26 protein-coding genes are annotated in these 25,439 nt (G+C 66.4%); 14 read left to right on the top strand and 12 right to left on the bottom strand.

What is annotated here, in order from left to right; translation table 11 throughout:
- Positions 1 to 105: 105 nt before the first annotated feature.
- Positions 106 to 495 (bottom strand): ArsR/SmtB family transcription factor, encoded by a 390-nt coding sequence (locus tag SNAS_RS26560; RefSeq protein ID WP_013020574.1) that lies wholly within the window; start codon positions 493 to 495, stop codon positions 106 to 108.
- A gap of 127 nt (positions 496 to 622) precedes the next feature.
- Here SNAS_RS26560 and merA point away from each other — a divergent pair, with 127 nt between their 5' ends.
- The 4 genes from merA (at position 623) to SNAS_RS26580 (ending at position 4,059) form a co-directional block, all read left to right on the top strand.
- Complete coding sequence (gene merA, locus SNAS_RS26565) at positions 623 to 2,056, top strand: mercury(II) reductase (RefSeq protein ID WP_013020575.1); 1,434 nt, start codon at positions 623 to 625, stop codon at positions 2,054 to 2,056.
- Between the two features lie 96 nt (positions 2,057 to 2,152).
- Positions 2,153 to 2,590, top strand: coding sequence for a MerR family transcriptional regulator (locus SNAS_RS26570; protein WP_013020576.1), 438 nt, complete (start codon positions 2,153 to 2,155; stop codon positions 2,588 to 2,590).
- Between the two features lie 66 nt (positions 2,591 to 2,656).
- Entirely contained in the window at positions 2,657 to 3,307 is a 651-nt protein-coding gene (gene merB / locus SNAS_RS26575) for an organomercurial lyase MerB (protein WP_013020577.1), read from the top strand.
- A 107-nt stretch (positions 3,308 to 3,414) separates the two neighbouring features.
- Entirely contained in the window at positions 3,415 to 4,059 is a 645-nt protein-coding gene (locus tag SNAS_RS26580) for an alkylmercury lyase family protein (RefSeq protein ID WP_013020578.1), read from the top strand.
- A gap of 82 nt (positions 4,060 to 4,141) precedes the next feature.
- Here the strand turns inward: SNAS_RS26580 and arsB are convergent, their stop codons facing one another.
- Positions 4,142 to 5,245 carry an ACR3 family arsenite efflux transporter gene (arsB, locus tag SNAS_RS26585; protein ID WP_013020579.1) on the bottom strand — a complete coding sequence of 368 codons (1,104 nt, stop codon included), beginning with the start codon at positions 5,243 to 5,245 and terminating at the stop codon, positions 4,142 to 4,144.
- Positions 5,236 to 5,541 (bottom strand): ArsR/SmtB family transcription factor, encoded by a 306-nt coding sequence (locus tag SNAS_RS26590; RefSeq protein WP_244409072.1) that lies wholly within the window; start codon positions 5,539 to 5,541, stop codon positions 5,236 to 5,238. The genes arsB and SNAS_RS26590 overlap by 10 nt, the downstream gene beginning before the upstream one ends.
- A 118-nt stretch (positions 5,542 to 5,659) precedes the next feature.
- Here SNAS_RS26590 and SNAS_RS26595 point away from each other — a divergent pair, with 118 nt between their 5' ends.
- Both SNAS_RS26595 and SNAS_RS37005 read left to right on the top strand, forming a co-directional pair.
- Positions 5,660 to 6,346, top strand: coding sequence for an arsenate reductase/protein-tyrosine-phosphatase family protein (locus tag SNAS_RS26595; protein ID WP_041625197.1), 687 nt, complete (start codon positions 5,660 to 5,662; stop codon positions 6,344 to 6,346).
- A gap of 78 nt (positions 6,347 to 6,424) precedes the next feature.
- Positions 6,425 to 7,072 (top strand): arsenate reductase ArsC, encoded by a 648-nt coding sequence (locus tag SNAS_RS37005; protein WP_013020582.1) that lies wholly within the window; start codon positions 6,425 to 6,427, stop codon positions 7,070 to 7,072.
- Between the two features lie 6 nt (positions 7,073 to 7,078).
- On the opposite strand, the gene SNAS_RS26605 is transcribed toward SNAS_RS37005, so the two are convergent.
- Positions 7,079 to 7,432, bottom strand: a complete 354-nt coding sequence (locus tag SNAS_RS26605) for an ArsR/SmtB family transcription factor (RefSeq protein WP_013020583.1) — start codon at positions 7,430 to 7,432, stop codon at positions 7,079 to 7,081.
- A 62-nt stretch (positions 7,433 to 7,494) separates the two neighbouring features.
- Here SNAS_RS26605 and SNAS_RS26610 point away from each other — a divergent pair, with 62 nt between their 5' ends.
- The 5 genes from SNAS_RS26610 (at position 7,495) to SNAS_RS26630 (ending at position 10,621) form a co-directional block, all read left to right on the top strand.
- Positions 7,495 to 8,583 carry a flavin-containing monooxygenase gene (locus SNAS_RS26610; protein WP_013020584.1) on the top strand — a complete coding sequence of 363 codons (1,089 nt, stop codon included), beginning with the start codon at positions 7,495 to 7,497 and terminating at the stop codon, positions 8,581 to 8,583.
- Positions 8,584 to 8,658: 75 nt separating this feature from the next.
- A complete protein-coding gene (locus SNAS_RS26615) occupies positions 8,659 to 9,126 on the top strand; it encodes a DUF2306 domain-containing protein (protein ID WP_013020585.1) in 468 nt (155 codons plus the stop codon).
- A 106-nt stretch (positions 9,127 to 9,232) separates the two neighbouring features.
- Positions 9,233 to 9,568, top strand: a complete 336-nt coding sequence (locus SNAS_RS26620) for a hypothetical protein (protein WP_013020586.1) — start codon at positions 9,233 to 9,235, stop codon at positions 9,566 to 9,568.
- Positions 9,565 to 10,014 (top strand): MerR family transcriptional regulator, encoded by a 450-nt coding sequence (locus SNAS_RS26625; protein ID WP_013020587.1) that lies wholly within the window; start codon positions 9,565 to 9,567, stop codon positions 10,012 to 10,014. The genes SNAS_RS26620 and SNAS_RS26625 overlap by 4 nt, the downstream gene beginning before the upstream one ends.
- Before the next feature lie 274 nt (positions 10,015 to 10,288).
- Entirely contained in the window at positions 10,289 to 10,621 is a 333-nt protein-coding gene (locus SNAS_RS26630; protein ID WP_013020588.1) for a YnfA family protein, read from the top strand.
- A gap of 170 nt (positions 10,622 to 10,791) precedes the next feature.
- On the opposite strand, the gene SNAS_RS26635 is transcribed toward SNAS_RS26630, so the two are convergent.
- From SNAS_RS26635 to SNAS_RS26645, 3 genes are read right to left on the bottom strand one after another with little or no spacing between them, the layout of a single operon-like run.
- Complete coding sequence (locus tag SNAS_RS26635) at positions 10,792 to 11,859, bottom strand: metalloregulator ArsR/SmtB family transcription factor (RefSeq protein ID WP_013020589.1); 1,068 nt, start codon at positions 11,857 to 11,859, stop codon at positions 10,792 to 10,794.
- Positions 11,860 to 11,893: 34 nt separating this feature from the next.
- Positions 11,894 to 13,144, bottom strand: a complete 1,251-nt coding sequence (locus tag SNAS_RS26640) for an MFS transporter (protein ID WP_013020590.1) — start codon at positions 13,142 to 13,144, stop codon at positions 11,894 to 11,896.
- A complete protein-coding gene (locus SNAS_RS26645; RefSeq protein WP_013020591.1) occupies positions 13,141 to 14,634 on the bottom strand; it encodes an NAD(P)-binding protein in 1,494 nt (497 codons plus the stop codon). The genes SNAS_RS26640 and SNAS_RS26645 overlap by 4 nt, the downstream gene beginning before the upstream one ends.
- 108 nt (positions 14,635 to 14,742) lie before the next feature.
- On the opposite strand from SNAS_RS26645, the gene SNAS_RS26650 reads away from it, so the two are divergent.
- Positions 14,743 to 15,078: an ArsR/SmtB family transcription factor gene (locus SNAS_RS26650; RefSeq protein WP_013020592.1), complete on the top strand. Its 336-nt coding sequence runs from the start codon at positions 14,743 to 14,745 to the stop codon at positions 15,076 to 15,078.
- A gap of 39 nt (positions 15,079 to 15,117) precedes the next feature.
- Here the strand turns inward: SNAS_RS26650 and SNAS_RS26655 are convergent, their stop codons facing one another.
- From SNAS_RS26655 to SNAS_RS26670, 4 genes are all read right to left on the bottom strand, one after another.
- Complete coding sequence (locus tag SNAS_RS26655; protein WP_013020593.1) at positions 15,118 to 16,515, bottom strand: mycothione reductase; 1,398 nt, start codon at positions 16,513 to 16,515, stop codon at positions 15,118 to 15,120.
- 198 nt (positions 16,516 to 16,713) lie between these two features.
- Positions 16,714 to 17,304, bottom strand: a complete 591-nt coding sequence (locus SNAS_RS26660) for a methyltransferase family protein (RefSeq protein WP_211207253.1) — start codon at positions 17,302 to 17,304, stop codon at positions 16,714 to 16,716.
- Between the two features lie 17 nt (positions 17,305 to 17,321).
- On the bottom strand, positions 17,322 to 18,044 hold the full coding sequence (locus SNAS_RS26665; RefSeq protein WP_013020595.1) for a cation diffusion facilitator family transporter: 723 nt from the start codon (positions 18,042 to 18,044) through the stop codon (positions 17,322 to 17,324).
- Positions 18,044 to 18,430 (bottom strand): ArsR/SmtB family transcription factor, encoded by a 387-nt coding sequence (locus SNAS_RS26670; RefSeq protein ID WP_041625198.1) that lies wholly within the window; start codon positions 18,428 to 18,430, stop codon positions 18,044 to 18,046. The genes SNAS_RS26665 and SNAS_RS26670 overlap by 1 nt, the downstream gene beginning before the upstream one ends.
- Positions 18,431 to 18,519: 89 nt before the next feature.
- Between SNAS_RS26670 and SNAS_RS26675 the strand changes: the two genes are divergently transcribed.
- Positions 18,520 to 19,203, top strand: coding sequence for an AraC family transcriptional regulator (locus SNAS_RS26675; protein ID WP_052305326.1), 684 nt, complete (start codon positions 18,520 to 18,522; stop codon positions 19,201 to 19,203).
- A 54-nt stretch (positions 19,204 to 19,257) separates the two neighbouring features.
- Positions 19,258 to 20,145 carry a sterol desaturase family protein gene (locus SNAS_RS26680; RefSeq protein ID WP_013020598.1) on the top strand — a complete coding sequence of 296 codons (888 nt, stop codon included), beginning with the start codon at positions 19,258 to 19,260 and terminating at the stop codon, positions 20,143 to 20,145.
- Between the two features lie 217 nt (positions 20,146 to 20,362).
- Here SNAS_RS26680 and mobF read toward each other — a convergent pair whose 3' ends face one another.
- Positions 20,363 to 25,234: a MobF family relaxase gene (gene mobF / locus SNAS_RS37280; RefSeq protein ID WP_013020599.1), complete on the bottom strand. Its 4,872-nt coding sequence runs from the start codon at positions 25,232 to 25,234 to the stop codon at positions 20,363 to 20,365.
- Between the last annotated feature and the right edge of the window lie 205 nt (positions 25,235 to 25,439).

The raw sequence follows: 25,439 nt of genomic DNA on the forward strand, positions 1-25,439 counted from the left end.
CGACGACAATCAGCAGGTGCACGGCGCAGCAGGCGACCATGGCCCCGACACCACCTGCGGTGATGGCGGTCGTCGATGGTGAATCAGCGTGCGGGTTTGGTTCGTTCATCGCGGTTCCCGTCGTGCCGGATCGCCTGAATCGATGCGCCAGCAGTGGTTCAGCGCCGTGGCGTTGTCGGCGGTCAGGGCGTGGGCGGCGGCGATGAGGTCGACGACTCGGGGATCGTCGACCCGGTAGCGGTACTTGCGTCCGTCACGTCGCGCGGTGACGTAGCCGCAGTCGGCCAGACAGGACAGATGCACGGACACCCGAGGTTGTGAGAGCCCCACGTGGGCGACACATTCGGCGACGGTGCGCTCGCCGCGCAGGATGAACTCCAGCAGCTTCAGTCGGGTGGGGTCTCCCAGGGCGCGGAAGGACTTCGCCACCGTGTCCAGGTGGGAACACGCGACCGTGTCCGCGACCGGAGCGTTGGTCGTGAAGTGCTGCGTCATCGGCGTCTCCAGAATCCTGCTATTCGCTTATCCGAATAGTAGGCTAGCATGGATCTATTCGGTTTCACGAATAGCAATAGTCGTGCCACACCCGGCGCGGCGCTCACACGCGGCAAGGAAGCAGGTCATGACCGACTACCGCACTCACGATCTGGCGATCATCGGTTCAGGCGGCGGAGCGTTCGCTGCCGCCATCGCCGCCCGAAAGCAGGGTCTGTCGGTGGTGATGGTCGAGGCGGGCGCTGTCGGTGGCACTTGTGTCAATACCGGATGCGTGCCCTCGAAAGCGCTATTGGCTGCCGCCGAAGCACGCCATCAAGCCCAGGGCTCCCGGTTCGCCGGGGCGCCCACCCGTGCCGGGGCGGTGAGCTGGCGCGAGTTGCGCGCGTCCAAGGACGATCTCGTGGCCGCCATGCGGGCCGACAAGTACACCGGCCTGGCAGCCGAGTACGGATGGGAGATCGTGGCCGAGACCGCGGCCTTCGCCGGCACGCCCGATGCTCCGGCGATCGAGGTGACACTGCATGACGGTGGCGGCCGCCGGCTTCAGGCGAGCCACTACGTGATCGCCACCGGCTCGATCCCGTGGGTGCCACCGATTCCCGGACTGGCCGAAGCCGGGTACCTCACCTCCACCACCGCGATGGATCTGGAGGAGCTTCCTGAGTCGCTGATCGTGATCGGCGGCAACGCCATCGGCCTGGAACAAGCCCAGCTGTTCGCTCGCCTCGGTGTGAAAGTCACCATCGTGGAAGCCCTGGACCGCCTGGCGCCGTTCGAGGAACCTGACATCTCGTCCGTCGTCGAACACGCTCTTGCGGACGAGGAGGTCGACGTGGTCACCGCGGCGGTCGTCACCAAGGTCCACACTAGACCCGGTGGCTATGCCGTCGAGGTGATCGGCCCCGATGGAGCGGTCCGGCAGCTGGCGGGCGAACGGCTTCTGGTGGCTACCGGTCGCCGCCCCAATACCGCCGGGCTCAGGCTCGCGTCAGTGGGTGTCGAAGTGGGCGACCGCGACGAGGTGATCGTCGACGACCGGCTGCGCACGGCAAACCCTCGCATCTGGGCGGCCGGCGACGTCACCGGGCATCCCCAGTTCGTCTACGTAGCGGGCAGACACGGGAGCGTGATAGTGGACAACGCCTTCAACGAAGCGAACCGCACTGTGGACCATTCTCATCTCCCCCGGGTCACGTTCACCTCCCCGACGGTCGCTTCGGTCGGCCTCACCGACGCCCAGGCAGTCGCGGCCGGGTATACCTGTGAATGCCGAGTCCTCCCCCTGGAATACGTGCCGCGTGCCGTCGTCGACCGCGACACCATCGGTGTCGTCAAACTCGTCGCCGACGCCAACACCGGACGACTCCTGGGCGCCCACATCGCCGCCAAGGCCGCCGGGGACATGATCCTCGCCGCCACGTACGCCCTCGATCACGGCATGACCGTCGCCGACATGGCCGACGCCTGGTGCCCCTACCTCACCTGGGCAGAGGCACTGAAACTCACAGCCCAGACGTTCACCACCGACGTCACCAAACTCTCCTGCTGCGCCGCATGACACTGACAATGGAGCCCCTTCATGTCTGACCGCACTCGCATCTGCTCGACCACCTGCGCGCGACCGCGGAGCTCACCCACGGCCGCAGGCCGTTCGATGACAGTCGGTCAGTTGTCCCGGCGCACCGGAGTGTCCATCAAGAACCTGCGCCACTACACCGACGTCGGTCTCATCAATTCGTTGGGGCGCAGCAGCACCAACTACCGGCTCTACAATGACGAGGCACTGTGGTGCGTGCGGTGGATCGAGACGCTGCGCGGGCTCGGCCTGACCATCGCCGAGATCTCACAGATCACCGAACTCGGCGACAACCAGTGGTTCGGGCCGTGGCTGGCTGAACGGCTTCACGAGTCCCGGGCCCGACTGGAGGCCCGGATCGCCGAGCTGAACCGCGTCCGTGAACGGATCGACGCTTTCGAGGCGGCTCACTCCCGCGAACTGTCCGGGGACAGCGAGAGCCTGTGGGCCAACGGGCCAGCGGATGAGACCGAGTTGTCAGAAAATCGTCCGAAGTTCAGCGCCGTTTCAGCTTGACTCTCACCCCGGGGGCAGGCTCTAGCGTCGGTTTCACCAGGACAATCCGTCTTCCATGGAGGAACCATGAACGACATCTCGAAACGTTTCGATACGTGGCTGTCGACGTCCCTGGCCGACAGCGAGGTCGGCGGCGGCGCGTGGACGATCGCCCGATCCATCCAGAAGCTGCTGCTGGACGGGAAACCCGTCCCGGTCGCCGGCCTGGCCGCCGAAACCGGCCGTAGCGTCGAGGAAGTGGAGCAGGCGCTGGAGGCCATGCCCAGCGTCGAGCGCGAACCCGACGGCACCGTGGTCGGCTTCGGGCTGAGCCTGCGGCCCACACCGCACCGCTACATCCTCGACAACGGCACCGTGCTGTACGCCTACTGCGCCATGGACACCCTGGCGTTTCCACCAATGTTCGGCCACACCGCGATCGTCGAGTCCACCTGCCCGACCACGGGCGAGACCATCCGGATGACGGTGTCACCCGACGGCGTGTCCAATGTCGAACCGGCCGCGGCCGTGGTGTCGCAGGCGATGCCCAGCGACGCGACGAACGTCCGCGAAAGCGTGTGCAAGCTAGGACACTTCTACGCCTCCTCTGAGGCCGCCAAGCCCTGGCGCGAGGCGCATCCGGACGGCGTCATCGTGCCGGTGGCCAAAGGCTTCAAGCTCGGCGGCGCGATCGTCACCACTCTGGAGAAACATGAGACCTCCTCGAACCGCCGCTGACTCATGTCACTGACATGGATGTACGGCCCCGTTCAGATCCCGGCCCCGGCGACACGATTCGCGTCACCGGGGCCTAAACACCCATCAAGCTCACTACGGAGAACACCATGACCGAACTCGTCACCCCCGACCGATTCGATCCCCCGAACATCGGCGAACGCGTCCAGTCCGCCAGTCCCGGCGCTCGCCGGGTTCACCAGGCCATCCTGCGGCACTTCGCGGCCACGGGCGCCGCACCCGACCCTTCCGACTACGAAACCGCGGCGCTGACGGAGCTACACGAACGGGATCTGATCCGGCTGGACGACTCCGGCGCCATCGTCGTGGCCTACCCATTCTCCGGAACCGAAACGCCGCACCGCGTCCACATCACCGACGGCGCCTCAGCGTGGTCGATGTGCGCCATCGACGCCCTCGGCATCGCCGCCATGCTCGACCAAGACATCGCGATCGAATCCACCGACCCTCACAACCGCCAGCCAATCCGAGTCGACATCCACAACAGACAAGCAACCTGGACGCCCAGCACCACTGTGGTGTTCGTAGGCGTCGCGGACTGCTGCCACGCCGATGAGCCCTCCGTGGACAGATGCTGCGGCGTCCTCAACTTCTTCACCACCACATCCAGCGCTGCCGCCTGGCACACCAACCATCCCGACACCTCCGGCCAGCCCGTCGACCAGGCCACCGCACTGCGAGTGGGCACCGAGATTTTCGGATCCCTACTGACTCGAATCGCCGAACCCGGGTAATCGCGAAAGACACTCCACAACACCAACGTGTGCTTTGTGCACGAGCGCTGGTCCCGCAGGTACTGCGGAACCAGCGAAGGGTTCAGCGATTCACCTCCTGAGGGCGTGTGTTGCCGGGGAAGTATCGGCGGGCCCAGAGGCTGACGTAGACGAGTCCTACCAGGACTGGTACTTCGATCAGCGGCCCGACGACTCCGGCCAGGGCCTGGCCACTGGTGACGCCGAACGTCGCGATCGCTACCGCGATGGCCAGTTCGAAGTTGTTGCCCGCGGCGGTGAACGCCAGCGTGGTCGCGCGGTCGTAGCCCAGGCCGATCAGTTTGCCGAGTGCGAACGGTCCGGCCCACATGAGCGCGAAGTACACCAGTAGCGGAATCGCTATGCGGGCGACGTCGCCGGGTTGCGCGGTGATGGCCTTGCCTTGCAGCGCGAACAGGATGACGATGGTGAACAGTAGGCCGTACAGGGCGATGGGGCCGATCTTGGGCAGGAACCGGGTCTCGTACCAGTCACGGCCCTTGGCGCGTTCACCCAGGCGGCGGGTGAGGTATCCGGCGGCCAGCGGGATGCCCAGGAAGATCAGGACGTTGACGAAGATCGACCACGCCGAAACGTCCAGATCGGACTGAGCCAGTCCCAGCCAGCCTGGCAGGATGTCCAGATAGAACCATCCCAGCAGACCGAAGGCGAGCACCTGGAACACCGAGTTCAATGCGACGAGGACGGCGGCGGCTTCGCGGTCGCCGCAGGCCAGGTCGTTCCAGATGATGACCATGGCTATGCAGCGGGCCAGACCGACGATGATCAACCCGGTGCGGAACTCCGGGAGGTCGGGAAGGAAGATCCAGGCCAGCGCGAACATCACCGCCGGGCCCACGAGCCAGTTGACCACCAGGGACGACACCAGCAGCCGACGGTCGCCGGTGACGGTGTCGAGCCGGTCGTAGCGGACCTTGGCCAGCACCGGATACATCATCAACAGCAAGCCCAGGGCAATGGGCAAGGAGACTCCGCCGATCTCGATGGCCTGCATGGCGCTGTTGAGCCCGGGGATGCTGCGGCCCAGCAGGAGCCCGGCGGCCATGGCAACGAGGATCCACGCCGGCAGCAGCTTGTCGACAAGCGACAGTTTGCGGGCGGCTGGTGCCGCAGTGGCGGCGAGGTCGGGGGCGCTGGTCACGGGCATTCCCTTCGGTTGTCGGCTCGCAGGCGGGCGGATTCGGCCAGCCCGGTCAGTCCTTGGGCGGTGGCGTCGAGGGCGTCGGGCAGGAGCCGGTAGTAGGTGTAGCGGCCGTGCGGCTCGCTGGTCACCAGTCCGGCTTCTTTCAGTGCCTTGAGGTGGTGCGAGACGGCCGGTTGTTTGGCGCCGGTGTCGGTGACCAGGTGGCAGGTGCAGGCGGGGCCTTGGGCGAGCAGTTCGACAATGTGGCGGCGCAGGGGGTCGCCCAGCAACCGGATCACATCAACTTCGATTGATGACATCAACACGCGTTGATTAGACACCACGATCCCGCCTGGCTGTCAAGGCCACGTGACCAATATCCCCGATTTCGTTGCCGGAGGGTTGACGTTGCAAGTTTACTCAGATATTTTTGAGTCAATGTTTCTTGAGTCAGATTCTGTGGAGCGTCGGGCGCGTGTGCACGCGGCGCTGGGCGATCCCGCACGGTTGCGGATTGTGGACGCTCTGACCGTCGCCGACGCCTCGCCGCAGGAGCTTGAACGCCTGGTGGGCATGCCGTCGAACCAGCTGGCTCATCACCTCAAGTCGCTCACCGACGCCGGAGTGGTGACACGCTCGCGGTCCGAAGGCGACCGTCGGCGCACCTACGTGCGGCTGGTACCTGAGGCCATGCCGGGGCTTCAGGTACCGCCGCGCGTGGCCGTCACCCGGGTGGTGTTCGTGTGCACGCGCAACACCGCGCGTTCTCAATTGGCGGCGGCATTGTGGCACGAACACAGCGCGGTCCCCGCCGCCAGCGCGGGAACCAGTCCGGCTACGCGAGTGCATCCGGGGGCGGTTGCGGTGGCGCGGCGGCACGGGCTGCGGCTACCGCCCGGCAGCACCGCGCATGTGTCCGATGTGGTGGACGCTGATGACCTGGTGATCGCGGTGTGCGACAACGCCCACGAATCGATGGCATCCGGCGCGCGGCGGTGGCACTGGTCGGTGCCCGACCCGGTCGCCAAGGACACCGACGACGCCTTCGAGGACGCGTTCGCCGACATCAGCCAACGCATCAGCCAGGTAGCCCCGTTGCTGGTGACCGCATCGGAAACATCGTGAACAGGACATGCCATAGGCACCGCCGATCATCGCGTTGTCGGCCTGGCGCCGCTGTCTCGCCCGCCAAGGAGAACCTTTATGACCGCTGACCGCACTACCCCACTGTTCGACCGCGACACCGCGCTGCGGCACGCCGCGACAGCACTGGCACGACGGTTTCACACCTGCGTGTCGGCCGAAACCGTTCACGCCGCTCTTCACAACACGTACGCGCAACTGGAATCGGCCACCAAGATCCACACCCATCTGCCCCTGTTGACCATCCGGCGAACCACCGAGCACCTGTCCACCATCTGCGAAACGAAAGCAACCCCGATGACGACCAAACCCGAAGTCCTGTTCGTGTGCGTCCACAACGCCGGACGCTCCCAGATGGCCGCGGCCCTCCTCGACCACCTCGCCGACGGACGCGTCACGGTGCGCTCGGCCGGGTCAGCGCCGGCCTCGGCGGTCAATCCGGCCGTGGTCGAGGCGCTGGCTGAGATCGGCCTGGACGTCAGTAAGGAGTTTCCGAAGAAGTTGTCGGATGAGGCGGTGCGGGCCTCCGATGTGGTCATCACCATGGGCTGCGGTGACGCCTGCCCGGTGTATCCCGGCAAGAGGTACTTGAACTGGGAACTGGATGACCCGGCCGGACAGGGCATTGACGCCGTTCGCGTCATCCGCGACGACATCCACGCCCGCGTGCGCCAGCTGCTGGCCGAACTGGACACCTCGAACACCTGAAGCCGATCACGACTGCGCCGCTTCGTCACCGGCTTGCTGTGATGATGCCGCACAGTCGGGCGGACAGCAAGCCATCAGGTAGTCGCGCAGATCGTCGAGGCTCTTGAGGAACCCGGCCGGGTTGGCGCGGTAATACACCGTCTTCCAGTCGCGGCGCGCGACCAGGATTCCCGCATCGCGCAACATGGCCAGGTGGGTCGAGGTCGCCGACTGCGCCAACTCCAGCCGCTCGGCGACGTCGCCGACGGTCAACTCGCCTCCACCGTCGAAGGCGAACATGATCTGCTGCCGGGTCGGGCTGGCCAGTGCCTTCAAGAACGCCTGGGCCTCGGAGCTGAGCGATGTCGCGGCTGTCGTCACCTGTCTAGCATGCCTCCCGGAATCGTGACGCTCATCATTTTGTCATTTCGCGATTTGACAATATGATAGCTCGAGTGAACACCACTTCCCTTCCCGTTGTCATCGTCGGAGCCGGGCAATCCGGCTTGGCCGCCGCTCACGCCGTCCGCGACACCGGACTCACGCCGCTGGTCCTGGAGGCCGGCGACCGTGCCGCCGGATCGTGGCCCCACTACTACGACAGTCTCAAAGCCTTCTCCCCCAACCGGTTCAACAACCTCGCCGGCATCACCTTCGGCGGCGAACCCGACGCCTACCCCACCCGCGACGAGGTCGCGGCCTACCTGGAACGCTTCACCGAAAGCCTGAGCGTGGAGATCCGCACTGGCACCCGGGTCACCGCCGTGTCGAGCGAGTCCGGGCGCTACCTCGTGGCCACCGCCAACGGGGACACCGTGGAGGCGTCGGGGCTCGTGGCCGCCACCGGTTCCTTCGCCAACCCACATTTCCCCGACTTCGACGGGACCGATCGCTTCGGCGGGGAGCTGTTGCACGTCGCCGACTACCGCGAACCCAGCCCCTACAAGAGGAAGCGCGTCATCGTGGTGGGTGCGGGCGACTCGGCCGTCCAGGTCGCCGTCGAACTCGCCCATGTCGCGACCGTGACGCTGGCCAGCCACCAGATGCCCACGCTGGTCCCGCAGCTGTTCAACGGCCGCGACGTCCACTACCTGCTCACCGACCGCTTCGACGAGCTGCCGCCCGCGTGGCTGGCGCGGCTGCTGACCGGCAAGATGGTCATGGACACCGGCGGATACCAAGACGCCTTCGACACCGGACTGCTGGACCGCCGCGACATGTTCACCGGCCTCACCGAAACCGGGGTGGTGTGGCCCGACGGCGGTCACGACCCGGTCGACGCGATCATCCTGGCCACCGGATACCGGCCCAGCCTCGGCTATCTGAAGTCCCTGGGTGCCCTGGATGATCACGGCATGCCGCTGCACTCCCAGGGCGTGTCACTGACCCATCCGGGCCTGGTCTTTCTCGGCGTCGAATACCAGCGCAACTTCGCCTCCAACACCCTGCGCGGCGTCGCTGCCGACGCCGCCCACGTCACCCCGGCCCTGATCGCCTACGCGGCCGGGGCACACCTGCCCTTCACCCAATAACCACGCCTGCCGACTGAACAGCCGGTTCCCTGATGGGCTCCCCGCGGCTCATACTCGGGGGTGGAGGTGGCGGGCATGGCCATCCAGGTCATCATCGGAATCCACATCGCGGCGGGTCTCGTCGCCGTGATCGCGGGCGCCGTGGCGATGTTCGCCGCCAAACGTCCCGGCCGCCATCCGGTGGCGGGGCGGATCTACCTGGGTGGGCTTGCCGTCCTGGTCGCGAGCGCGTGCGTCATTGTCGTGGCCCGTCCGCACACCGCGTTCCTGCTCCTGTTGGGTGCTGCCGCGCTCATGCTTGCCGGGATCGGGCTGGCGGCCAGACGCATCCGGTGGCGTGGCTGGCTGGCGCATCACATCATCGCGATGCCGGGTTCCTACATTCTGGCGCTCACTGCGTTTTATGTCGACAATGGTCCCCGACTTCCGCTATGGCGACTGCTGCCGCCAGCGTGGTTCTGGTTCCTTCCCGCTGCGGTGGGGTTCCCGTTGGTGGTGTGGGCGCTGCGGCGCAACACCGCCGGCCGGGTTAAAGCGCGATAGTCGGCAGCGTTTCGACTGCGGTGTCCGCGACCAACAGTCCTGTGACGCGGTCTGGGGAAGTTTCGGGTTGCATCCTGTACCTAAGTCCAGGTTTACAGTCGGTTTTATGGACACCGAAATCAACTGGACACCTGAAGCCTGCACCCTTCCCACCGCCCAACAACCGCTGCGGATCGCCGAGTTCACGTCGTTGTTCGTCGATTCCCTGCGTACTGTCGAGCGAGTTGCGCCGACCCGGTTGCGGTTGCGGCTTGACGCATCGGCACGTGACCGGGCCGTAAGGCTGACCGAGGCCGAATCGGCCTGCTGCACGTTTTTCACCTTCACCATCAGCGACCCCACCAACGGCCAGATCACCGTCGATATCGATGTCCCGGCCGCGCACACCGAGGTCTTGGACAGTCTCGCCGCCCAGGCCACCAAAGCGGGAGCACACAGATGACCACTGAGCTTCGCCCCGGTGCGCTCGCCGAGGCCGCTGGCATCAATCGGGAGACCCTGCGCTATTACGAGCGGCGTGGTCTCATCGCCGAACCTCACCGCACCATCGGTGGGCATCGGCTTTACCCGCCCGAAACCGTCACAGTGCTGAAGGTGATCAAGGCCGCCCAGCGGCTCGGCTTCACCCTCAACGAGATCGAGGACCTGCTGGCGGTAGGGGCCCATCGTCATGGGCGCCGCCGAAATGATGCGGGCCTGCAAGCCCGCGCGGCAGCCAAACTGGCCGAAGTCGAGCAGAAGATCGCCGACTTGACCGTCATCGGCGACACACTGCGCCAAGCCATCGCGGCAGGTTGCGACGACTTGGTCGCCTGCTCGGCGAATCAGTGTTGCCCTATCCCGTTCGCCGATATCGTCACCGACGACCCGGGTAGTCACCATGCCTAGCCGTATACGCAAGATCCTTCCCAGCTCGATCACCGGTGTGGCCGGACTCGCCTGTGCCCTGTGCTGCGCGATTCCCCTTCTTCTGGCCACTGGAGTGATCGGCGGCGCCAGCTGGGCCGCGCTCGGGCAAGTCATGCCCGGTGTGACTGTCATCCTTGTCGTCGTGGCCGCTGGGACATGGTGGTGGGCCGCCCAACGCGCCAAGGCCCACGCCGCGGGATGCTCGGGCAGCGGGTGTTCCTGCGCCACCAGCCGAAACGATTAGGCTCGCGCCGTGACGATCGTGAAATCCTTGCTGTTGTTCGGGGTAGCCGCATTTGCCGAGATCGGAGGCGCCTGGCTGATTTGGCAGGGCATACGTGAGCACCGGGGCGTGCTGTGGGTCGCTGCCGGGATCATGGCCTTGGGTGCCTACGGTTTCGTCGCCGCGTTCCAGCCCGACCCCCACTTCGGCCGGATACTGGCCGCCTACGGCGGCATCTTCGTCGCGGGTTCCCTGGCCTGGGGCATCGTCATGGACGGATACCGCCCCGACCGCTTCGACTACATCGGCGCCGCCATCTGCCTCATCGGGGTCGCCGTCATCATGTACGCACCGCGCACGTGAATGCCGACGGCAAGCATCCGCCGCGACCGGGTAATTCGAAACTGCGGATCGCGACCGCCGCGATCGGATCTTGTGGAGGAACCCCAGTGGTACAGGTGGTGTCCGCCTAAAGGCGGTCATGCGCATCGACCCCGCCGCGTATCGGCGTCAGCTGCGAGGCACGCGGTGGTCTAGCCGGGTTTGATTGCCTGGACGATCGCGGAATGAATCCCGGCGCCGTGGTCGGCGGTGAGCGTGATGTCGATGTCGCCGAAGCCGATGGCGGACAACATGTCGCGGTACTGGTGCGTGGTCAGCGTGCCGACAGCGCATCCGATCTGGGCTTCGACGCGTTGGCGTTCGGCCGGGTCGGCCTCGCCGTGGGCGACGACGTCGCTGATGCCGAAGCGGCCCGCGGGTTTGAGCACCCGGAACGCTTCGGTGAGGGTCGCGGTCTTGTCGCTGGACAGGCACAGCGCACAGTTGGAGATCACCGCGTCGACGCTGGCGTCGGGAAGCGGGATGTTCTCGATGTCGCCGAGCAGGAACTCCACATTGTCGGCACCGGCTTCGGCGGCGTGGCGGCGGGCCAGGGCCACCATGTCGGCGCTGGCGTCGAGTCCGTATGCCTTGCCGCCCGGGGAGACCCGGCGGGCTGACAGCAGTACGTCGATGCCGCCGCCCGAGCCCAGGTCCAGCACGATGTCACCGGGGCGCAGGTCGGCCACCGCCACCGGGTCGCCGCAGCCGAGGCTGGCGCGGGCCGCGCCTTCGGGAAGGTCGTCCAGCTTCACGTATCCGCCCGCGCCGAACTTCCCGTCGGCGAAAGCACGCGGTTCGCAGTCGGTCACCTGCGCGCCGTCGAGCGCGGTGCGGGCCAGGGACGAGTATTTGTCGATGATGTTCTTGTGGGACATGGATACTCCTAAGCAGGTGCGAGGGGGAGCCGGACGCCCCATGACGACATCGGCGGCGGACGGGAACGCCGTCACGCACGACTCGTTGACTTGGTACAAGGTGGATGTTCCACTGTGCTGGGCCAGCACGAAACCGACCTCGGCCAGGATCTTCAGGTGGTGCGACACCGTCGACTGACCCACGCCCACCGCGTCCACGATGGCGCCGACCTTCATCGGTTCGCGCCGCTTGGCCAACAGCGACACTATCCGGATGCGGGTGCCGTCCGACAACGCCTTGAACCAGCTGGCGTACTCGTCGGCGTCGGCCTTGTCCAACGGGGCGCCGTCATCTTCTTTCATCGATTATCGACGATAATAGATAAAGCTGCTTGCGTCAACTAGATTCAGTTGCCGCGGACGATTCGCGGCGCGAGGGGATCGTCCAGATTGCCGCGATTCCAGCCGCGACGAGTACGGCCGCCATGACCAGGAACAGCGGTTGGTTTCCGCCGAACCAGGCGGCCAGGACCGCCCCGGCGAACGGGGTGGCGGCCATCGCGACAGTGGACGGTGCACTGTAGATGCCGTAGAGGGTCCCGAAACCATCGGTGCCCCAGCGGTCGGATACCGCCGTGGCCTCCAGCAATGTGAAGACGCCCCTGGTGGCGCCGAAGACGATCGCCGCGAGGATGACGGCCACGGGCTGTCCGGTGGTGAGGGCGGTGGCCGCCAAGGCCACGGCGGCGGCCACGAACACCGCGACGGTGCGGGTGCGCACACTGGTGCGGGCGGTGAGCCGGGCGTATCCGATGCGGCCCAGCAGTTGCCCGGCGCCGCACAACCCGAGGACCCACGCGGCGAAACTGGTGGAGGCACCGTGTTCGGTGAGCATAGGCACCAGATTGATGGTGGCCAGGAACAACGCGAACGTCGCCAGCATGATCACGATCGTCAGGAGCACGAACGGCGCGGAACGGATGACCGCGCGGGCGCCGGTGTGGGTCGGCTGGTCGCCGGAGGCTTTGTGGCTGTTGGGTTTCCACGGCACGCTCAGGAACTTCGCGTGAGCGGGGATGGTGACCGCCGCGAGGAACGTGCCGAGCACCAGATAGGTGGTGCGCCAGTCGGTGTGGTCGGCCAGGGTCGCGGTGACCGGCGCGAAGATCGTCGACGACAAGCCCGCCACCAGGGTCAGCGCGGTGAGCGCCTTGACCCGGTCGGGCCCGTACCAGCCGGTGATCGCGGCGAACGCAGGTTTGTAGAACACACACGCCTGCGCCAGACCCGACAACGCCCACGCCGCGATGAACCACCAAACGTTGGGCGCCAACGCGATCCCGGCAACCGCCACCACACCGAGGATAGAACCGGCGGTCATGACGGGCCGGGGCCCGTGACGGTCGAGCAGCCGCCCCACCGGGATACCCGCGGCTGCCGACACCGCCAGACCGATCGAGAACGCCGCCATCACACCCGCCGTCGACCACTTCGTGTCGGCGGTGATGGTCCCAGCCAGCACGGGAAACGCGTAGTACAGCACTCCCCAGCTGGTGATCTCGGTGGTACACAACGCGATGAGACCGCGCCGCCGCCCCGCAAGCTCTGAGGCTGTTGAGGCGGCGATGCTGGTGTCGGTCGCGCTCATGCGTTGGCGGGCTGGTTGCCGCAGCAGCCGCCTGCGGGTTCAGCAGCCTGGAGAACAGGGAGCTCGACCGGTTCGCCCGAGTAGCCGTGCAGGACACCGGTTGCCAAGCCCTTGCCGGTGTCGACCGGTTGCGTGGTGCCGCAACCGCCGCCGCTGCCGCAGTCGGATGCGGTGGGTTCGGCGAAGGTCACCGAGCCGTCGGCGTTCTCGGTGGTGGGGCTGGAAGAACAGACGCCTGTCTCGGGCAGTTCCAACTGCACAGCGTCGGCGGCTTCGCGGTCCCCGGCCAGCGCTGCGGCAATGGACCGCACCTGCTCGTATCCGGTGGCCAGCAGGAAGGTCGGGGCGCGGCCGTAGCTCTTCATACCGGCCAGGTAGAAACCCTCGTCGGGGTGGGCGAGGTCTTTCTCGCCGTGCGGGGGAACGGTTCCGCAGGAGTGGAAGTTCGGGTCGATCAGCGGCGCCAGCTTCGCCGGGGCCTCCACACCCGGGTCGAGGTCGAGTCGCACCTCGCGCAACATTTCCAGGTCGGGCCTGAACCCGGTGGCGGCCACGACGACGTCCACATCGAGCTTGACCGCTTCATCGCCCGAGCGGCCCACCACCGTCACCGATCCGGCCCCTGCCGGGGCTGGGACGAACTCGTCGATGACGAACTTGTTCACCATGGTGAGCTTGCCGTCCGCGACCAGTTGCTTGAGCCGCGTACCGAGCTTGCCGCGCGCGGGCAACGCGTCGGCGTCACCTCCGCCGTACAACCGAGCGGCCGAGCCGCCGCGGATCGCCCACGTGATCCGGGTGTCATCGGCCTGCTCGGCGAGGTCGGCCAGGTTCAGCAGGGTGTTGGCCGCCGAATGTCCCATCCCGACAACCAAGGTGTGCTTGCCCGCGAACCGTTCCCGCTCGGCGCCCAGCACGTCCGGCAACGCACCGGCCATGAACCCAGCGGCGTCGACTTCACCAGGAGCGGCCAGGCCGTGAGCTCCCAATGGGTTCGCCCGGCCCCAGGTGCCCGAGACGTCGATGACCGCATCGACGATGACGTCGGTGTATCCACCCGCCTGATCGCGGGTGCGCACCAGGTAAGGACGCCGGTCGCGGCCAACAGTGCGGGTGACGTCCACGCCGTAGCGGGAAACCGCGACCACGGCGGTGTTGTAACGAATGTGCGGCTCCAACACCGGCAAGGCCGCCAGCGGAGCCAGGTAGTCATCGACCAGTTCGGCGCCAGTGGGCAGGTGCGCCGGATTCGGTGCCGTCCAACCATTCGCTTCCAACAGCCGACGCGCGGCGGCGTCGATGTCGAACTGCCACGGAGAGAACAACCGCACGTGTCCCCACTGCCGGATCGCCGCTCCGGGGCCGTCTCCGGTCTCCAGCACGATCGGGGTTATGCCACGCTCCACCAAGTGCGCGGCGGCGGCCAAACCGACTGGACCGGCTCCGATGACGGCAACGGTCTCGGCGGGGTGCTGCTTGTTACGGGACATGATGTCCTCCAGATCCTGTGATGATCGATGTCCAGGTGCCGGCGTCAACGAATGTAATTAATACCAGTATTCCTTGGTGATGGCAAACGTTGTGGTTTAATTGACAACATGGCTACGACGCTGGACGTCCAACCCGATGCCTCCATCACCGAGAAGGCGCGCATGCTGGCGCCCCAGCTCAAGGCACTCGGCGACGAGACCCGGCTGACCCTGGTGCTGCTGCTGGCCGAACGCCCCCGCAGCGTCCGCGAACTCACCGAGGCCACCGGTCTGTCGCAAACCCTCGTGAGCCACCACCTGACCCCGTTGCGGGAACAGAACCTCATCACCGCCACCCCCAAGGGCCGCAGCAATATCTACTCGCTGTGCTGCGACGAGATCGCCGTCCCGGTCCAGATGCTCGCCGGACTCGCCGAGCTCACGGCCGGCTGCGACTGCGACTAGGAACGAGTCGGCCGCCTAAGTGCTCAGGTGCGGTGGCTGTCATCGCAGCGGGAGTTTGAGCAAGGCGTTCTCAATCAATTCCGGCATCGCCGGATGAATCCAGTACTGGCCTCGCGCCATGGTGCGCGCGTCCAGGCCAAACTGCATGGCCTGCACCAGCGGCTGAATCAAGGTGGCGGCCTGCGGCCCGATGATGTGAGCGCCCAGCAGCCGCCCGGTGTCCGGTTCGGCCAGCAGTTTGGCGAAGCCGGTCGTGTCCTCCATGGCCCAGCCATAGGCGATTCCGGCGTAGTCCTGCACCGCGCTGACATAGTCCAGCCCCCGCGATCGCGCCTGTTCCTCGGTGACCCCGACCGAGGCGATCTGCGGCGAACTGAACACTGCGTGCGGCACCACCAGTCCATCCGAACGGATCGGTTCGTGTGGGTGCAGCAGGTTGTGCTGCACGATACGGGCCTCGTGGTTGGCCACGTGTTTGAGCTGATGCTCCGAGCTGACGTCGCCCAGCGCCCAGACGCCTTCAGCCGTGGTCTTCTGGTGCGCGTCCACGGCGATCTGACCGTGACGCGTCAACTCCAGCCCTCCGACGGTGGCATCGAGCTGATCGGCGTTGGAGACTCGCCCGACGGCCACCAGCAGTTCCTCCGCCTCGATGGTCTGGGCGCCATCTGTCCCGTCCAGCCGCAGCCGGACCACCTCGCCGTCGCGTTCGACTCCCACGACCTTGCGGTTCAACCGCAGGTCCCAGTGCCGACTCGCCAGTTCGGTGAACCGCTGTGAAATCGCCGCGTCCTCACCGCGCAGCAGTGCGCCGAACCGGGCCACGACCGTCACGGCCACCCCGAAAGACGCGAAGACGTGCGCCAGTTCGGCAGCGACGAAGCCGGATCCCAGCACGATCATGCGCTCAGGAAGCCGTTCCAGCCGCATGACCGAATCGCTGGTGTGAAAGCCGGACTCGGCCAGACCGGGAATCGGCGGCAACCGCGGCCGACTCCCGGCTGCGACAACGACGCGGTCAGCGCTGACAGTCACGTCCCCGTCCGGAAGCTCGACGCTCAGCTTCCGCAGGCCGGTGAACCGCGCGTTCCCCCGCAGCAGCCGGACATTGGGCTGCTCCTCGGCGCGAAACCGTTCCCCAGCGTCGGCGATCGGGTCGATCCTCCCGAAGATCCGGTCTCGCACCGCCGGCCAGTCCACGCCTCGGCGCTCCAGGTCCACCCCGAGCCGGGCCCCGGCTTCCGGCGAGCCCGCCACATCGGCGGTGTGCACGAACATCTTGGTGGGAATGCATCCCACGTTCAAACAGGTACCACCGAAGGACCCGCGCGAGCCGACTCCCTTGTCGATGATCGCGACCTTCCAGTCCGCGAACCGTTCGTCCAGGATCGAGTTGCCGGAACCGGAGCCGAGAATGATCAAGTCGAAATGCGACATGCGGACACCGTAGCCAGGAGCCAGCGAACACCCGTCCGTGGAACCGACCTAGCGCTCGTCGAAACCCTGGAAAACTTGCGACTTGCACGAATTGCCGTTGGCCAGAACTCGGCTCTGGCAGTACGTTGCCGGGGCCGGATTGTGCGGCTAGGTCTTCGGCTGTACCAACCAGGCATGGCGGGCGGCGCCCTAGAACATTCAGCGAGAAAGGCGTCCGATGCCGGGTAGGAATCGTCCGGCTTGCTGTGCGTAGTCGCGGTAGGTATCGGGGTGGGTGTTGAGTAGGTGGGGTTCTTCGACTTTGCGGACTTGGAGTTCGATTCCGGCAATGACCGATGCGAGTCCGATGTAGGCGACGATGTTCGGTGTGGCGAGGGCGAGGTTGGTCATGAGGGCGAACATGGCGGTGAAGATCGGGTTACGGACGTAGGCGAATTGACCGGTCGTGACCAGGGCAGTGTGCTCGGTGTCGTCGACGCCGATACGCCAGGACGCACCCATGGATTGTTGGGCGGCGAACGCGGCGGCAGCAGCGACGGCGGCCAGAACCAGTCCAGTGATGCGCAGCCAGGTGTGGTCCATGAACGTCACCGACGGCATTCCCATCAAAGCGGCGGCCGGTGCGGCGATACCGCCGGTCAGGCCACCGAATCCCATGAACAGTCGCGCGATCCACTGGGTCCGGTCGGCCCCAGGTGAGGGGAAGCGCCATCCGACGTCGCCGGTGCGGCGGGTTTGCTGGATGCTGCGCACTCCAAAGAGGAGACCGAACGCGGCGGCGAACACCACGATCGCCAGGACGGAAATCATGTTGTCTCACCGTCCTTCTTCTGGCCGGTGCAGCAGGCGTCGGTGCAGTCGGGGCCGCATCCGCACGCATCGGCTTGGCCGCCGTCACCGGTGGGGATGGCGCAGTCGTCGCATTGTTCGCCGCGCCAGGCTTCCACACCTTCTTTGATCGCGACGGCGGCGATGACCAGGGCGGCGATCGGGTCGGCCCACGACCAGCCCAGTGTCGCGTTGAGTACGAGTCCGATGAGGAGGATGCCGGACAGGTAGGTGCACAGCAGGGTTTGCACCGAGTCGGCCACGACGGTGGCCGAGCCGAGTTCTTTGCCGGTGCGGCGTTTGGCCCACACCAGGGCTGGCATGACGATCACCGAGACCGCGGCGATGGCGATGCCGACCGGGGAGGGTTCGGCCTCACCTTGGCCCAGAAGCGATCGCACGGCGTCGATGGTGATCCACGCGGCCAGGGCGAAGAACGAGGCGGCGATGAGTTTGAGGGCGAGTTTTTCGCGGGCTTCGGGCAGCTTGGATCGGAACTGCCAGATCACCACCAGCGCGGAGGAGACTTCGACGAAGGAGTCCAGCCCGAAACCAAGCAGCGCGGTGGACGAGGCGATGGCCCCGGCGGTGACGGCGACGATGCCTTCAGCCAGGTTGTATCCGGCGGTGGCATAAGCCAGATGGAGACAGCGCTTGTTCAGCTTCGCCCGACGCTCGGCGGTCAAAGACACGGTCGCCATCACGCCACCTCCACGGTCGCGTCGCCGGATGCCTTGATGCCGTGGGTGGGGCATACCGCGACGGCGTGACCGGTGGCGGCCAACACGCCCTCAGCCGCGCTCAACAGGTCCATCAACTCCGGACGCGACAGGGAGTAGAACGCCTGACGGCCCTCTGCGCGCGACGCGACCAGTCCGCAGTCGCGCAGGCAGGCCAGATGTTTGGACACCGTGGATTGCGCCAGGCCCAGTTGCTCGGTCAAGTCGACCACGCGGGCTTCGCCAGCGGCCAGGTACTGCACGATCCGCAACCGGGTCTCATCCGACAGCGAATGGAACAAGGCCGCCGCCGGGGCGATGCCCGCCTCGATCTCGGCGGTCATACACTTCATAGAATCAATCGCCATACGACGATGATAGCGCAAGATTGGAATGAATAGTGTTGGGTGCTCGGATCGAATCGGAGTCATCAGCGACATGGGGCGGACAGGTGGTGATGCGGCCAGGTCTGCTGGCATTGACCGGGCGCATCGGCCACGCCGAGGCCCACACCCACGCCTGCCATCAACTGCTCATCGTGGCCAGCGGCCACGTCGTTGTCGAAGACGACCACCACGACCGGTACCCGGTACAGGGCGTGGCCTTCATCCCGGCCGGATTCCGTCACCGCGTCATCGCCAGCCCGGACGCCTCTGGGCTGGCGGCCTGGTTCGACGCCGACTCGCCCATCGGCCTGGCCGCCGCCACCCGGTGGCACGGCGCCGGCGACCTGGGCTGCGCCCGCACGTGGACCACAGCCGTGGCGGGCCTGCCGCGGCTCACCGATGCCACACCGCACCGGCCGGCGCGACCCCAGCACCCGGTTCTGGCCCGAGCCATTCACCACGCCACCACCACCCCAAGCGGCCCACCCGACCTGGAAACCCTCGCCGCTGCGGTGTCGATGTCTCCCAGCCGCTTGGGGCACCTGTTCGCCGAACGCCTCGGGTTGTCGTATCCGATATGGCGGCGCTGGATCATGCTGCAACGCGCCATCGACGCGGTACGCGCGGGCGCCAACCTCACCGCCGCCGCCCACACGACCGGATTCGCCGACTCCGCGCACCTGACCCGCACCACCAAAGCCATGTTCGGCATCACCCCCACTCAAGCCCTGACCGCCAGCGGCTGGCGGCCCTGATGTCAGCGGATACGTTCAAGCCGTCAAACGCCTTCAAAGGCGAAGCTCGCGGGTATGACAACCAGAACGCTGAAACCACTGGTCCGTTACGGGTACGCACCCGCCATGCTCCTCGGCGTCAACGGAGCAGGCATCGCCATCGCCTCGGCCGGCGCTCCCAAAGCCTGGCTGTTGGGCCTGCTCGGTCTGGCGGTCGCACTGTCCTTCGCCGCCGAACGCGTCCTGCCCTACGAAGACACCTGGAACCACGACCACGGCGACACCCGCCGCGACACCATCCACACCTTCGTCAACGAAACCCTCATCCTCGCCAGCGTCGCCGCCATCCCCGCCCTCGCGATCCTTACGCCCGGCGACGGCATCTGGCCCCACCACTGGCCCTTCGTCCTCCAAGTACTCGCCGCGATCCTAGCCGCCGACCTCGGGATCACCCTCATCCACTACGCCAGCCACAAGATCGACGCGCTGTGGCGCTTCCACGCCGTCCACCACTCCGCGAAGCGCTTCTACGGCCTCAATGGACTCATGAAACACCCGCTCCACCAAACCATCGAAATGGCCGCCGGAGTCGCGCCACTCATCCTCATCGGACTTCCCGCATCCGTGGCATCGACTCTCGCCCTGGCCGTGGCAGTGCAACTGCTGCTGCAACACTCCAACGCCGACTACCGCGTCGGCGCCCTCAAACACGTCCTCGCCCTCAACGAAGGCCACCGCTTCCACCACCTCAAATGGGCAGGCATCGGCGACGTCAACTTCGGACTATTCACCCTGGCCTGGGACTACCTGCTGCGCACCAAAACCTACGACCCCCACCGCCGCTTCACCTCCGAGATCTTGGGCATGGCCGCTCACCCCGACTACCCCACGGCATACCTACCGCAGCTGGCCGAACCATTCCGCGCATCCGGAGCCTGCACGACCGACGACACGGCCCCGTGAATCACTGCCGACATACGTTCACGCCGTGCTGTGGGGCGCGGGGCGCCGTTGCGGGCAGGCCCGAAGGGGCTGACCGCGCGGGGCCTGGGGGTTGGGGCCGGTAGAGGCTCGCAGTCAAGGGCGGGCCGCAGGCCCGTCGCGTAGCGACACGAAGTGCCCTTGACGGTGAGGACCGGCCCCATACGCTGCCCCGCGCCCACGATGCGAGGGACAGAACTCAAAGACGAGGACGCGGTTGAGAGTTCTCGATCTGAGGGTGTGCTTGGGGCGCAGGCACGGCGTGCGGCTGCGGCCCGGGACCAGACGAAGAGGGTTTGGTGCTCACGACCGGAGAAGTGGTGTTGCGGGGCGATGTGGTGTGCGGGTTGGGGGCGGTAGCTGCCTTGCTGGGCAGTTGCGTGGAGTTGGGGAGGTGCCCCCGTTGGGAAAGGACGGCGGCGAGCTGGTGGGTGTTGGAGGGGTGGGTGGCGTGGTCGGGGATGGCGATTTCGCCGACCGTGGGGTGAAGGTGCTTAGCGAGCTGGCGGTTGATGGCGTGTTGTTCGTCGGTGGGTAGGTGGGTGTAGACGGCGGTGGTGATGTCTGCGAGCAGTTGGTCCTCGACGTCGTGAGATAGGCCGGTCGCGGTTGATTGACGGGACGGTGGCGTGGGGCTGGTGGTTTGGGTGGCGGCGAGCAGCGCGGTAGCGGCGTGCCAGTAGGGGTGGTGTCCCGCGTGGCCAGATGTTGGGTAGGGACCGAGAGGGTGGTGGGGGTCGTCGGTGGTGATGCGGTGTTGGTCGCGGTATGCGGCCATGACTGCAACGGCTTCGTTCCAGGCATGGCTTTGGCGCGGTTGGCGGGGTTGTGGTCCGGCAGCGGACAGCCACTCGGGGTTCTCACTGTGAACTTGGGCGGTCAGTTCGGTGACGCGGTGGTTGATTTGGGTGCCGAGGTCGTGGAGGTAGGTGCGCCATTGGTCGTCGATGGTGGGGCTGTCGAGTAGGCCGGTGGGGGTGTGCAACCAGGGCAGGTTAATTGGGGAGGGTGGCTGGTGGGTGTGGTGGAGGCGGCGGGTGTTGTCGTGGACGTGGGCGACGAAGTCGGTGAGGTTGGTGGAGTCCAAGGCGGCGGCCCGTAGTAGCCGAGTGGGGTTGGTGCCGGTGGTTTCGGCGGCTTTGAGGCTCCAGGCTAGGGATCGCCACAGGCTTGCGGGGGTGAGGCTGGGGTCGGTGTGGGCGATGCGGTTTTGGCGGCCTATGCGCCAGGCCAAGAGTTGGGAGATGTCGCGGGCGCCTCGGAATTCGCGTTGGCTGATGGCGCAGCGCAGTGCGGTTTCGGGTCCGCGGCCGAGCTGTTCGGCACGAGTCAGGGCGGTGATGACGGCAGGCCAGGCGGCAGAGATTCGGGCACGGTGAGCCAGGTCAGGGCCCATCGTGGTGATGGCGGCTTGGTGATGCCGGATCGCGGCGGGCATCCGCACGGTCGCGGGTGTCGCGAGTCGACGGGCAGTGCGAACGACCGTCGTCAGGTCGGTGCTGGGGGTTCGGGTGGCAGTGGTGATGAGTTGGTGGACATCGTTCCCGGCGGCGTGGTGGCCGGCGAGAGTGGTGGCCAGTTGGGGCCAGGCTCGGTGGGTTTCGATCTCGGCTGAATCGACGCCGAGGTGTTCGGCGATGGCGTTGGCCCAGGCGTGAACTTGGCTGGCCGAAATGGTGGGTCCGGGTTGTTGGTCGCTGGGGGTCCGCGGTGGTGGCGGGGTCAACGCGGTGTCGGGGTCGGGTTTAAGGCGGGGGTAGATGCGCGCCAGGGCGCGGGCGTATCGGCGGGCGTCGGCGGCGGTGGGTTGAGCGATTGGGGGCGGAGCCGGGTGGTGGTCGGTGATGTAGCGGATGCGCCAGGCCAGCAGCGCTGCCGGAGAGTCGGCGAGTTCCAAGGGGCCGTCGTCGGCGGCTAGGGCGATGATGTCATGGGGTTTCCAGCCAGCTGTTTCGGCGGCCAGCAGCGCGGCGATCAACGGGGATAGACCGTCGTTGGTGATCATCGCAGCGCCGTCCGGCCCAAGGGCGGTGGTCAACTGGCCGGTGTAGTGCTCGCGGGTGGCCTGTTCCAGCGCGTACCCGTACTGGGGCACGAGGGTGGCCAGGGATTCGGCGTCGTTTTGGGCGTCGCGGATCGTTTCGGTGGCCGATCGCTCGGCGCTTTCACGGGCAACAACGGTTTCGAGGATCTCGCGGGCGGCGGTGGCGTCGGGGTCGAAGTCGGGGCGGAACAGGCGGTCGTCTTCGTCGACGGGGAGGTTGACGTGGGTGACGGCATACAGGCTGGTGTTGTGGCGGGCGCGGGAGGCGGCGACGTAGAGGTGTTCACGGGCCATGTCGTCGGTGACCAGGGCGTGAGCGGTGTCCACGGTGGCGCCCTGGATGCGAGTGGCGGTGGTGGCATATGCCAATTCAACGTATTCGGCGACGTAGTCGGCGGGGATGCGGACGGTGCCGCGATGGTCGTGGTGGCGAAGGGATAGCGACCCGTCGCGGTGGTGTCGGATGACGGTCCAGATGTCGCCGTTGCGCACAAAGTCTTTACCGCGGTTGAGTCGCAGGCCACGGTGGTTGTGGCGGGTGATGACCCAGTCGCCGACCCCGGCGGTGTTGCCGTCGTGGAGGTCGACGCCCGTGGTTTTGACGTGCCCGGCTCTGATGCGGTCGGTACGGGCGCGGGCGGCCAGCGCGGTGACGTCGGCGTTGGTGGCGGCGATCATGACGCTGGTGCGGCCGGTGCTCAGGTCGCGGTGCCAGGCGGTGTACGCCTTCTCGATCATGGCGTCTTTGGACCCGCCGAAGATGCGGCCCGCGATCTCGTAATGATCGAGTCCGCTGGCGTCGCCCTCACGGAGTTTCAGGGTGGCACGGGCCTCAGCCGGGTCGCTGAAACGGTGGAGGGTGTCGAGTTCGAAGGCTCCGGCTTCGGCGGCAATGAGCCGCAGCGCGCCACCGGATTCGACGGCGGACAGTTGCCGATGGTCGCCCAGGAGGCGGACTTGCGCGCCGTGGCGCTTCGCGATCGTGATGAGTTGGTCGAGGGCGAAGGTTCCGGCTTGACCGGCTTCGTCGACGAGAACGACATCTCCAGGTTTGAGGGCGAAGAACTGTGCCGATTCCGGCACTGGATCACCGTGTTTGAGGGCATTGGCGTGGTGGCCGCGACTGTGTTCCCACAGGAACTTGTGGAGGTTGTCGGCGGGTGTGTCGAGGTCGGCGGCCAGCACGGCAGCGGAGTTGGCCGAGGTCGCCAACGGAATCAGGCGGTGCCCGGCGGTGGTGAGGGTGTGCGCGTATGCCTTCATGGCGGTGGTCTTGCCTGCTCCGCCGGGGCCGATGCCCACGGCCAGCAGCCGATCGGTGGTGGCGAATCCGGCGGCGAGGTGGCGTTGCCCTGGATCGAGTTGGTGGCTCGTGGTGTCGAATCCGTCGAGGACTCCGGTCACGAAACCAGCCGACAATCCCTTGTCGGTGGGTGTCTTGGCGGCGCCGAGGAGCCGCTGCTCGGCGTCGAGAACGGCTTGGGAGGTGTACCGAGTGGATCCGTGTTGGTGGAACACGGATTCGCCGTCGGCTCGGCGCAAGACATCAGGCTCATCAACGAGGGAAGGCGCGTCGATGCGGATGGAGTGGGCGGGCGAGGTCGCCAATGCCATGACAACTTCCACGGCATGGTCGTGGGCTTCGCGCGTGGGGAACCGGAATGCTGCCCGCAGGGTCCGTTCGGCTTCGGCATGCAGGTTCCACCGGGTCCAGGTGGAGTGCTGACTCGCGACCGTGCGGACCACTGAGGCGGCGATGGTCTCGGCCTCGTCGGTCGACAACGACACGGCTTCGGCGACGGCAGATCGGGTGGGAACGGCCGAGGTGATGTGCCGCAGCGCTTTCCCACCGAACGTATGGATGAGGTCGGCTTCCCACTCTTGGCGCATCTGCTTCAGGGACCGGAGGGTGGGCTTGTCGGGGCGTGTGTCGAGGGTGGCTTGACGGGCGAGCTTGTGGCATATGGCAGCAGGCGGGTCGGTGCCGTGGTCGGCACGGTAGGCGGCGATCAGCTGCTTGTACCGGGCTTCCAGGTCGAGACGACGGCGCGAGAAATGCTTGATCATCGCGGCGGGTATGCCGTCGATTTCGCGAACGGGGCGCTTGGATCCGGCTGCTTCGCGGTCGGTGAAGGTGACGCCGAGCCGGTGGACCATCTCGGTTTCGAAGCGGGTGTTGTAGTGCTCGGAGGCTGCCACCGTCATGGCGTAGATGCCGCGAGCGTCCAAGGAGCGCCACTTGCCGTCACGGCCCAAGACCTTGTTCGCGACCGGGATGTGAGTGTGGAGGTTGGGGTCGCCGGCACGGGAGTCGAAGTGGTCGAATCGCGCGGCGATCAGGCCCTTGGTGTCGAGTTGGGCTACTCCCCCGGTTCCGGCACGGGTGTGCGCGGCGTGCTCCTCCAACAGCTCCATAACGGAATCCACGGCGGCGTCATGGGCAGCTTTGACTTGCTGCCGGACGCGCACGTCAGGGTGCAACGCCCATACCAGCGCGGCGGATTTCACTGGGGCGAATACGAGGTCAAAGCCAGCGACCCCGCATCGTTGCTTGGCGGCCTCTTGCTGTTTGGCCTGCTTGATTTCGGCGGGTGTGGCGGCACGGCCGGTGCGCTCGGCAATGGCGTCAAGCCGGTCGGCAACGCGCTGGTCGAAGGGTTCGAGACGGCGGTAAGCACCGAAACGGCGGCCCAGCTGAGCGTGTTTCTCCGCCGCCGCGGTGAGAAAGCGGATCTGGGCGTCGGTCATGCCAGGTCGGGTGTGGTCGGCGATGTACTTGTCGATGATCGCTTCGGCGTTGGGGTGAGCGCCGTGTCCGAAGAGGTTCTTCATCTGGTCTTCGGTGACGGTCTGCCCGTCGAGCCCGAGCAAATGGGCGCCGCGGCCGATCCATCGCCCGGGCGGGTTGCCCTCCTGGGTGTAGTAGTCGCTGGCGTCTTGGCCGCGGGCGCGCTGGACATCGCCGCCTGCAACCTGTCGGGTGAGGTAGGTGTAGCCGTCGCCGACCGACAGTTTGTGAATGGTCATCACGGCGGAAATCGCCTACCTTTCACACACCGAAGAATAATGATTCGAACAGCTCGTACTCGAAGTGTTCAAACACGAGGGAACACCTAGGTTAGCCGTTTTCACTGTAAGTGCAAGAGGTGTCTTGGTGATTTTCATCTGATGGCATATCGGAGTGTTGTCGCTGTTCAGTGCGTCTTTGTGTAGTGATTGATGCTGATTCGTA

It is taken from the genome of Stackebrandtia nassauensis DSM 44728, from assembly GCF_000024545.1.
Classification (GTDB): domain Bacteria; phylum Actinomycetota; class Actinomycetes; order Mycobacteriales; family Micromonosporaceae; genus Stackebrandtia; species Stackebrandtia nassauensis.